Genomic DNA, 10862 nt, shown 5'->3' on the forward strand with positions numbered 1-10862 from the left:
AACAGCTAAAAAGTTTATAAAACATTAACCAAGTTCCAATTTTGTTTTCATCTTTACTAAAGTTTCTGCCATTAAAAAATCCATCATATCATCAATATCCAAAGAACTAGAATTATCCATTTCATATTTTACAACTTTTGTAAATTCATTCAATGTAAACTTTTGTAACGACTTAACATTTATAATATATATAGCCCCATTATATTCCCAAACTTTTGGACAATCCTGCCGTCTTAAGAAGTTCCCAGATTTTGATTTCTCCAAAAAACCGTGTTTATTCTCTTCAAAAAGCAGAAAATATGGATTACTCTTTGTTTCTTTTACTGACACAACCATATCCAAATCGAAATTCCACAGTTTGTTAGCTTCTTTTATTTGATGACCTGTACGGAAAGGAGAGGTAGGTTGCAATAATATTATCCTTTCATATCTAATCCCTTTGTCTTGATAAAATTTTAATGCATGCAACAAGACTTCGTATGAACCAGCATTATCGCTTGCAAGCTTAGAAGGCCGGAGAAATGGAACCTTAATTCCATATTTTTCCACAGTAGAAACAATGTATTCATCATCTGTTGTTACACAAATATCTGAATCATCAACAACTTCACGTGCTGCATCAATTGTATAATATATTAAAGGTTTGCCGTTTAAAGGCTTTATATTTTTCCCTGGCAAACCCTTAGATCCCCCACGTGCAGGAATAACTACAAGAGTACCCGTCATCTTATCTTTGGACATGTTGTACAATCATTTTTGCTTTTTCATACTCTTCGTGTCTTCCGATATCTATCCAGTATCCAGTAAGAGGTAAATCAATAACTTTGTTTTTATTTTCAATAACCGCCTCAATTAAATCTGTGGCATTAAACTTCTCATTCATAGGAATATGTTTCAACATTTCTTTACGAAACAAATAGATTCCGGCATTAGCATAATGCGTATGGGTAGGCTTCTCTTTTAGTCCAGTAATGTATCCGTTAGTCCGCTCCATTATCGCAAACGGAATGTTTACGGTATAGGGAATAGAAGCTACACACAGGTCAGCTTCATTTTCGTGCAAAGCAAACCACATACTTTCAAAATCAGCATCTGTAAAAAGATCGGAATTCATTACTAAGATATAAGGATTGTCGAATTTTTCGATCAGCTTGACAGCTCCAATGGTCCCTAAAGGTTTCTCCTCAGTAACATACTTGATATTAAGGCCGTGTAAACTACCATCACTGAAGTAATCAACTATCTGCTGGCCCAGATAATTAATAGAAATGTGAATATTTGTAATTCCGTACTGTCTCAGCCTATCGATATTGTATTCTATAATAGGCCTACCCCCAAGCGGCAGCATTGGTTTAGGCACTTTGTCGGTAAGCGGACGCAAGCGTTCACCTCTTCCTCCCGCCATTATTACGGCATCCACGGGCAGGCTAGTTTTGATAAACCCTAAATCAAGAATTTTAATAATTCGATCGTGCCCATCCAAAACAGGAACAAGTTTGATACCTAGTTCTCTCAACTTTTTAATTTCAATTGGGTCAGGAGTTCCTTTCAATGTCCTAAATCGGGTGAACATAAACTCATCAACTGAGGCATCAACAGAAATTCCGGTAAGTAGTCCGCGTCGAATATCTCCATCCGTAAGCGTGCCAATAAGCTGTTGTTCTTGATTGACAACAAATAAAGAGAGGTTCTTAGGCACTAAATTGAGCATTTCTAGCGCCCGCTTGAGAGGAGATCCCGAAAAAATTATATGATTATCACGATAAATCATGTGTATATATAAAAATTATTTACAATAATGAAGGCTATTTTGTTTAATTAAATAGCTGCCAAAACAAACTCTCCACTAATGTGTTTTTTTAACAAATTTGCAAGTCCCAATCAAACATCGAATGGTAGGTCATGAAACTTCTTAATTCTACCAATGTCTTGTGTTTTTATAAATGAGAGAATTCGATTTGCAGCACCGCCATCACCGTAGGGCGACTGCATCTCTCTAATACTCAACTTAAATGAATTAGAAAGACCTTTCTTAATAGCTCTTGAAATATCGGCCCTATTAACATCACAATTTATAATATTAGGAGCCATAATGCGTCCACTTTGCCGAATACCAATATTTATTACAGGGCGTTTGAATGATGGCGCTTCTATTATCCCGCTAGATGAATTTCCAATCACCAAATCGAAATGAGCGAGACATGACAAATACCTCAACTGACCTAAGGACTCAAAAAAAAGTGAATTTTCAGAATGATTTGACACAAAGTCTTTTATAATTTGATTCACTTCATTCCCATGCATGTCAGCATTTGCGCCAGTAAAAAGGAACAAGGTTTCTTTGTCAAATCCTTCCAGCGCTCTCAACAATTCCTTTATTTGATGCTTAACATCTGTAACATTTCGAGTTTCTGGATGGTAGGTAATTATGAAATTCTTCTTTTTGAGTCTTGTCCCGATGGCACTATCCAAATCATTACGATTGTATAGTTTGAGATTTTTAATACTGTCGAGGCCAATAGCTCCAGTGTTTATCACCGTATCCGGCACCTCTCCCATTTGAATAATCCGCTTACGGTATTGCTCTGTAGCAGCAAAATGCAAGTTGCTCATTTTCGTAATGGCATGTCTTATGGAATCGTCAATAGCACCAAAAGTCAATTCGCCTCCATGAATATGAGCAATAGGGATATTAAACATTAAGGCTGTCGAAGCTACTGCCAGCATCTCATAACGATCACCAAGAATAACTACAAGCTCAGGCTTTAATTCCTCAAAAGCTTCAGCAAAAGATAATTGTGCCAAGCCCATAGACTTGCAAACCGCTACAGAAGTATCTGACGACAAAAGAATTTCAATTTTTTTTGAGATAGGGAGGCCATCTGCTTCAATTTGTTGCACGGTTTTCCCGTGATTAAAGGAAAGGTGAGCTCCAGTGACAAGCAGTTGTAATTCAAGTTCTGGGTCTTTATGAACTAATTCTATTAATGGCTTTAAAAGGCCATATTCAGCCCTTGTCCCAGTTACTATTGCTATTCTTTTCATAATAACCGATATTGCACTGGATTATAATTCAATAGCTTCATCCTCCTCAAAATTTCTTTTCGCTTTGCTCCCAATAACTTCATCCCACATCATAGGACTAACACCATTTCCCGGTCTTTTGACAGTGATATTGTCTGATGAAAGAATCTCTCCTTTCTTAATTTTTTGTGCTGCCACGATGCTTTTTCGTGCAACAGCTAAATTCTTCTGCTCACTTTCACTTGGTTTTTTTTCACCAGATCCTGATAAAGCCAGCTCCACGTTTCGTATAGCTTTGACCATTTGCTTTAACTCATCCGGCTCTAGAGAAGCTAAATGATCTGGTCCATCCATGCTGCGATCTAAAGTAAAGTGTTTTTCTATGACATTTGCACCCATTGCCACTGCGGCTATTGGAACTTCAATGCCAAGAGTGTGATCAGAGTATCCAATTTTCACATTCAGCTCCTTTTGGATAGTTAACATGGCCTTCAGATTCACATCCTCCATCGGAGTAGGATATTCGGTATTACAGTGTAGTACGGTAATTAAATCGCGGGGCAGGCCTTTACTCATCAAGACTTCCAGAGCATCCTTTATTTCCGAAATAGAGGACATCCCGGTACTAATAATTACTGGTTTTCCTTTGGATGCAATATGCTTCAAATAAGGTTTATTAGTAATTTCACCAGAGGGGACTTTGAAGAGCTCAACATCCAGCTTTTCCAGATAATCAATACTGGATTCATCGAATCCAGTAGACAGAAACTTAATGTCCTTTTGTGTGCAATAAGAAATCAAATCAACATGCATATCTTCACTCAACTCTAATTTCTTAAGCATTTTATACTGTGAACTATCTCCATCATTGACATTTTTCTTCTGGTAAATTGCCTTTTGAGCTGTTTTGCTTACTAATTTTTCGGTCTTATATGTCTGGAACTTAACGAAATCAACCCCGGCTGCAGCTGCAACATCGATCAGTCGTTTTGCTATTTCGAGGTTTCCATTGTGGTTGACGCCAGCTTCTGCTATAATGAGGGTATGCATAAGTTATATAAAAATAGATTTCCGGCCGATCAAGACTTGATATAAATGCCTGATTTTTTAATACTTTTGAAAACAGTTGTCCCTGCAGGAATAATTACTTTGTTGGCTATTTCAATATTGTTAGCAATCGTAACACCACTGCCGATAAAGCACTCGTCGCCAATTATAACTTGTCCGTTGATTTTCGAAGATGTTGAGACATGGCAGTGATTACCAAGTATTGCTTCATGCTCAATTAAAACTTTTGAATTAATAATGTTATTTGCTCCTATACACGCTTCAGCGTTAATTAAAGCATGGTGCATTATTATAGACCCCTCCTCAACCAAGGCGTGCTTGCTCAAATAAGCAAGAGGAGAAAGTATTACCGGTAAGAAGGCATTTAATTCTTTCAAATAATTATACAGTTTTATTCGTAATACTGCAGATTTAATTTGGCCTACAGTAATCAATGCATTTTTATATTTCCCTACGAGTAACGGCAAATCATCATCTGTTCCGATAAAGGGATAACCTAGCAAGGTTTGACCAGCTTTTTCCTTTATATCAATGATCCCAGCAATTCGATATTTGCCTTCCTGCTCAATAACATCAATACAAGATTTACAATGCCCCCCTCCACCAATAAGAATAATAGATTCCTTCACTAGTGTCTATTAATATTTGTTAAAACGCCTTGTATGTATTTAATTAATAGTAGTTTATCATATAAAAACCTTGTCGCCCTTTTGAAATTTGTTCCTTTATATTTAGGGACAAATTGGAACAGGTATGAACATAGGCAAGTATGTTTTCGCACAGATTGTGCAGTTTCTTCCGAAACGCTACTTTGAACGACTGGTAATAAAACATAAAGACAGAACAGCCGGAATGTCACCATCTTACTGGAGTCATATGCTGGTCATAATGTACGGTCAGCTCATTGGTTATCAAAGCCTTAGAGAACTCACAGATGTCACTATCGCTCATGCTAAAAGATCTTTTCACTTGGGCTTTGGAAAGGTTCCAATCAATAGAAGTGTTCTTTCCAAAGTTAACAGCCTCAGAGACCCTGGGATCTTTGAGAAGTATGCTTTTTTTATTGCCTCTATTGCCCAAGCTAAACGTACCACCAAAGAATTTGAACTCCACGGTAGGTTCTATGCCATTGATTCCACCACCATTGATTTGTGCATGTCGGTCTTTAGATGGGCAAAGTTCAGAAGCACAAAGTCCGGTATCAAGATTCATACACAGATTGATATTGCCACTGAAATACCGGTCTTCTACAGAATCAGTCATGCGAATGCGCATGATACCAAGTCCATGGCCTGGTTTATTTACGAGCAACAGGCTTGCTATGTGTTTGATAGAGGATACTTTGACCTTTCCAGACTTTACGCAATTGAGCAGGCTGGAGCTTTCTTCATCATACGGGAGAAGTCCCGACCTGACTATGAAATCACGGAAGGAGAAGACATGCTTGGAGGAGCTGACAATGTCTTGCGAGACCAAACGGTTAGATTCACAGGTAAACGAAATAGTGGAAATTATCCGGTTTCGCTCAGGCGCATCGTATTCTATGCCCCTGACCTTGGAAGATCCTTCACCTACTACACCAACAACTTCTATCTCAAAGCAAATGAAATTGCCCTTCTTTACCGCTACAGATGGCAGGTCGAACTTTTCTTCAAATGGATCAAGCAGCATCTTCGGGTCAAATCCTTTTGGGGGGAATCTGAAAATGCAGTCCGGATACAGATACATATCGCCATCATCACGTACTGCCTCGTCGCTATTATTGAACACGACCTCAAACTGGACAGACCTGTTGTTGAGGTTATGCGTATCCTTGGCAATTCCCTTCTGGTAAAGGATCCCATCCAAGATCTCTTGGCTCCTATGGTAAATATGGCCAATGATGATAACGATTGCCAACTCTATTTGGACTTGAAATTTGATTAACATTTTTTAATAGACACTAGTGAGATTCCTTCATAAATTGTTACTCAATGGAAAATCATAAGCAAAATTTGCCTATTTCAAACTTATTTAATGAGCTTTAATTGCATTTCTTCCACCACTATTCTATGACACTACTAGGTATATTCACTAATCTTTCAGCCAACCATACCGAATTAGAAATATCACCTACTTGACAACCATTAAACATCGGCAAAGTATTCATCAAGTCCCATACAGGGCGGGTCATTACACCATTCGCATTAGTGAACTCTAGGAATTGATTCCGCTCTTCTAAGTTTTTCAAAAGTATGGCATTCAACCAAAAATTGCTCTCCGAATTTTGTGGCTCATCAATAAACTCAATGGCAGAACCGCTAAAGAATTGTTTGTATTTATTAGCCAATTGACGTTTTTGAGTAATAAAACCAGGCAATTGCTCCATTTGGGCACAACCTAATGCGGCATTTATGTTGGGCATTCGATAATTATATCCTATAAAATCATGTCGAAACTCCCATTTATGGGGTAACTTTGCCTGTGTGGTCAGATGTTTGGCATGTTCTCCAAGCGTCTCATCTCTGAAAAGTAACATACCACCTCCACCGGTAGTAATAGTTTTATTGCCGTTAAAACTTAAAACCCCAACCTCCGAAAAAGTTCCGGTATGTTTTCCTTTATAAAAGCTTCCCAAACTTTCAGCCGCATCTTCAACAACTTTAATATGGTGTTTAGAGCAAACCTTAATGATTTCATCAATTCTGGCCGGGTGACCAAAAGTATGCATCGGTACACAGGCGGAAACCCGTCTTCCTGTTAATTTATTAAATGAAAAGAATTCACCATTATGTTCTCTAACTTCTACATTCTCAAGGAGCCATTCCTCTAACTTGGAAGGAGATAATCCTAAAGTATCCTTATCGACATCCACAAATACCGAATGAGCACCACAATAACTAATTGCATTTGTTGTTGCAATAAACGTTAAGGGCTGCGTAATAACTTCATCTCCCGAATCAACCCCAACTAGCCTTAAGGCCAAATGCAATGCATTGGTTCCATTGACACACACAACAGCTTTATTCGCACCTGTGTATTCTGAAACCATTTCCTCAAACTGGTCGACAAATTTACCAACACTGGAAACAAATGTTGAATCAACACACTCCAAAAGGTATTTTTTTTCATTCCCACCAAACCTCGGTTCATGCAAAGGAATAAACCCCTGTGGTCTACTAAACTGTTCTCTAATAAAAGAAACTACATTTTCAAATTGACTCATTATTTAAACATTATATATCCCAGACTTATACTTTTTCAAATTATCATCATTAGCAAACCACTTGCAGGTTTCTGTTAACCCCTGTTCAATATTATAATCGGGGACAAAACCTGTTAACTCTTTAATTAGCGAATTATCTCCCCATAGCCGAAATACTTCTGACTTTTCCGGTCGCAGTCGTTGTTCATCGGTAACAAACTTAACATTAGACTTCATAATCTTTTTTATCATATTTAAGGTATCCTTCATCGATATCTCAAAATTAGAGCTGATGTTGATCTCTTTGCCTATTGTGCTGTCATTTTCTGCCAAAGCCAAAAAACCTTTGCAGGTATCTTTTACGTAGTTAAAATCCCGAGTTGGGCTTAAATCTCCCAAACGGATTTCCTTTATTCCGTTAGCAATTTGTGTAATTATCGTGGGAATTATAGCTCGCGCAGACTGTCTTGGGCCGTATGTATTAAAAGGACGAGCAATTGTAACAGGTAGCTCAAAAGCATTATAAAAACTAATAGCAATAGCATCTGCTCCTATTTTGGAAGCTGAATATGGCGATTGTGGTTGTTTTGGGTGCTTCTCATCAATAGGGACATACAGAGCTGTTCCATATACCTCTGATGTTGAAGTATGAATCACACGAATACCTCCATGTTCTTTTGCTGCTTGACATATGTTTAAAGTCCCTTTAATATTAGTGTCCACATAACTATCTGGAGCTACGTAAGAGTAAGGAATGGCAATTAAAGCTCCTAAATGAAATATATTATCTACCCCTTTAACTATTTCTTTACAAAAATGAGGGTCACGAATATCTCCGGTTATTACTTCTAAATTATTAGTCGGAGAAACATCCTCCAACCACCCCCAATTATTAAAAGAGTTATATTGAGACAAGGCTTTTACTTTATAGCCTTTAGATAATAACAATTCGGTAAGATGTGATCCAATAAATCCATCTGCACCAGTAATTAATGCTCTCATAACGAATCCCTAATTTCTAATTCCACAAAAATCTAAAATCACATTACTGCTTCGCCGTTCCAATCCTAAAGCCTTAAATTCCTCATGCGCCACCAAAAAAACAACGATATCGGCTTTCTCATAGGCCTCTCGATAATCTGTCAGTTTAAACACCTTATGATCCTTTATATTGGGCTCAACAAAAAATATGTCTTCATTATTACTACTCTGAAGGACTTTCTGTGCGATATACTTAGCAGGAGACTCCCTTAAATCGTCAATATTCGGCTTAAAGGCTAGCCCCATTATGGCGACAGAAGGCCGGCGACCATATTTCAGCTCAAACTCAAATCTGGCATTCTGAATTTTCTCAGCCACCCAAAAAGATTTGTAATTATTAATCTCTCGTGCCTTCCCTATAATTTGAGATTCTAAGGGGTACTCTGACAAAATGAAGTATGGATCAACAGCGATGCAATGTCCTCCTACTCCACAACCGGGCTGAAGGATATTAACTCTGGGGTGCTTGTTGGCCAACTTTATTAACTCCCATACATTTATGCCTGCCTTATCACAAATCAACGACAATTCATTGGCAAATGCAATTTGCACATCCCGGCTAGCATTCTCAGTGAGTTTACACATTTCAGCTGTGCGAGCATTTGTTCTATGCAGCTCTCCCTTAACAAACAACTTATAAAACTCGACTGCTTTATTGGTAGAAGCTTCGTCTACACCTCCAATTACCCGATCGTTGTGCACTAGTTCGTACATAACATTACCCGGCAAAACCCGCTCCGGACAATATGCCAAGAACAGATCACCTTTCAACTCTGGTCGCTCTCCAAATATAATGTCCTTCATCTTTTCGGTGGTTCCTACGGGTGAAGTAGATTCAATAATGAAAAGATTGCCTTTTTTCAATAATGGAATTATACTCCGCGTCGCGGCCTCAACAAAAGATATATCGGGCTCATGATTTCCCTTGAAAGGAGTTGGGACAACAACCAAATAGACATCAGCAGCTTGCGCTTGTGTAGATGCGCTCAAACTCCCATTAGCGACAGCCTGTGCTACATAATCTTTCAATTCAGGCTCCACTATATGGATTTCACCTTTATTGATTGTATCAACTACGTTCTGATTAACATCCATCCCCCTAACTCTTATACCAGTTGAAGCAACAAGTGCAGAGGTGGGTAATCCTATATATCCCAACCCGAGGGTCGAAACTGTAATGTTTGTATTCATGTCTTTATTAAAAAATTATAGTCTGATATGTCAATCAATAAAGCGAAGAAAATCAACTATTCTTTGGGCAGATTTGCCATCTCCATAAGGATTGTGCAGGGCACTCATACTTGCGTACCGCTCTTTATTTGATAACAAATCCAGCGCCTCATCAACGATTTTTTGCTTATCTGTACCAACCAAAACAACCGTGCCCGCAACCACAGCCTCAGGGCGTTCTGTGGTGTCACGCATTACTAAGACCGGTTTACCCAAGCTGGGTGCTTCTTCCTGTACACCGCCACTATCAGTAATTATTAACTTCGAGCGATTCATCATCCAGACGAAGGCTTCATAGGGCAAAGGGTCTATTAAAATTACATTATCAATATCAGCCAAAAGTTCCTTAACAGGTTTTTGGACGTTAGGGTTAAGATGCACCGGGTAAATCACCTTGCCTTTAAAACTCAATGCGATTTCTTTTATGGCAGCACAGATATTCAGAAATCCATCACCAAAATTTTCTCTTCGGTGCCCGGTAACCAACACGACTTCGTCGTCTCCAACTAGGCTTTTCAAGCGATCAATTAACACATTACCTTCCACATTCTTTACCCGTTCAACACTCTCGAAAAGAGCATCAATTACAGTATTGCCGGTTACAACAATACTGGTGTCATCCACCAATTCATTTAGGAGATTTTGTCGCGACCTTTCGGTTGGGGCAAAATGGTAATCGGCTAGCCGTCCGGTCAATTGGCGATTAACCTCTTCAGGGTAAGGAGCTAACTTATTGTAGGTACGCAGACCTGCTTCAACATGCCCTACCTTAGCGCCTCCGTAAAATGCAGCTAAAGCAGCAGAAGTAGAAGTTGTCGTGTCACCGTGCACTAGTACAACATCCGGTTTAAAATCTTCCAAAATAGGTTTCAATCCGTTTAGGATATCTCCAGTCAAAGAGAAAAGGTTTTGGTTAGGCCTCATCAGGTTCAAATCGTAATCCGGTCTAATATCGAAAAACGCAAGAACCTGATCCAACATTTCACGATGTTGCGCAGTAACACAAACCCTGGTTTTAAAGTCAGCAGCCTCTTTAAAGGCCTTAACTACCGGAGCCATCTTTATCGCCTCAGGACGGGTTCCAAATACAATTAGTACTTTCTTCATTTTTGAATTTTTTGGCTAATATTTCTTAAGCAAGAAGGCATAACTCGCCCTCGCTGGGAATTATCACCTAAACACTTTAATAAACTTTTTTCTTAGCAGTCCCATGATAATAAAGATGTCCACAAAAGCGCCTTTTGGTTTTGTGGCACAATAAAGCTCTAAACGATAGTCTTTGGGCTTATAATTATGTTGTACCGAGGCAGCTACT

Annotated in this window: 10 protein-coding genes; 1 reads left to right on the plus strand and 9 read right to left on the minus strand. The window is 38.6% G+C overall.

What is annotated here, in order from left to right:
- Positions 1–24 precede the first annotated feature (24 nt).
- From VL047_RS02170 to VL047_RS02190, 5 genes are all read right to left on the minus strand, one after another.
- The gene (locus VL047_RS02170; RefSeq protein WP_325358064.1) at positions 25–741 is read right to left on the minus strand and encodes an acylneuraminate cytidylyltransferase family protein; all 717 of its coding nucleotides are present in this window, start codon (positions 739–741) and stop codon (positions 25–27) included.
- Positions 728–1711, minus strand: coding sequence for a nucleotidyltransferase family protein (locus VL047_RS02175; RefSeq protein ID WP_325358066.1), 984 nt, complete (start codon positions 1709–1711; stop codon positions 728–730). Before VL047_RS02175 ends, VL047_RS02170 begins: the two co-directional genes overlap by 14 nt.
- Positions 1712–1881: 170 nt before the next feature.
- Entirely contained in the window at positions 1882–3045 is a 1164-nt protein-coding gene (gene neuC, locus VL047_RS02180) for a UDP-N-acetylglucosamine 2-epimerase (RefSeq protein ID WP_325358068.1), read from the minus strand.
- A 21-nt stretch (positions 3046–3066) separates the two neighbouring features.
- Complete coding sequence (neuB, locus tag VL047_RS02185) at positions 3067–4074, minus strand: N-acetylneuraminate synthase (RefSeq protein WP_325358070.1); 1008 nt, start codon at positions 4072–4074, stop codon at positions 3067–3069.
- Between the two features lie 29 nt (positions 4075–4103).
- A complete protein-coding gene (locus tag VL047_RS02190; RefSeq protein ID WP_325358072.1) occupies positions 4104–4721 on the minus strand; it encodes a NeuD/PglB/VioB family sugar acetyltransferase in 618 nt (205 codons plus the stop codon).
- 124 nt (positions 4722–4845) lie between these two features.
- Here VL047_RS02190 and VL047_RS02195 point away from each other — a divergent pair, with 124 nt between their 5' ends.
- Entirely contained in the window at positions 4846–6018 is a 1173-nt protein-coding gene (locus tag VL047_RS02195) for an IS4 family transposase (protein WP_325358074.1), read from the plus strand.
- A gap of 118 nt (positions 6019–6136) precedes the next feature.
- On the opposite strand, the gene VL047_RS02200 is transcribed toward VL047_RS02195, so the two are convergent.
- Genes VL047_RS02200 through wecB form a run of 4 tightly spaced genes read right to left on the minus strand, consistent with a single transcriptional unit; the run spans position 6137 to position 10654 of the window.
- On the minus strand, positions 6137–7297 hold the full coding sequence (locus VL047_RS02200; RefSeq protein ID WP_325358076.1) for a LegC family aminotransferase: 1161 nt from the start codon (positions 7295–7297) through the stop codon (positions 6137–6139).
- 3 nt (positions 7298–7300) lie between these two features.
- Positions 7301–8278, minus strand: a complete 978-nt coding sequence (locus VL047_RS02205) for an NAD-dependent 4,6-dehydratase LegB (protein WP_325358078.1) — start codon at positions 8276–8278, stop codon at positions 7301–7303.
- 9 nt (positions 8279–8287) lie between these two features.
- A complete protein-coding gene (wecC, locus tag VL047_RS02210; RefSeq protein WP_325358080.1) occupies positions 8288–9508 on the minus strand; it encodes a UDP-N-acetyl-D-mannosamine dehydrogenase in 1221 nt (406 codons plus the stop codon).
- A gap of 30 nt (positions 9509–9538) precedes the next feature.
- On the minus strand, positions 9539–10654 hold the full coding sequence (gene wecB, locus VL047_RS02215) for a non-hydrolyzing UDP-N-acetylglucosamine 2-epimerase (RefSeq protein WP_325358082.1): 1116 nt from the start codon (positions 10652–10654) through the stop codon (positions 9539–9541).
- Between the last annotated feature and the right edge of the window lie 208 nt (positions 10655–10862).

This window comes from Albibacterium sp., assembly GCF_035514885.1.
Lineage (GTDB): Bacteria > Bacteroidota > Bacteroidia > Sphingobacteriales > Sphingobacteriaceae > Albibacterium.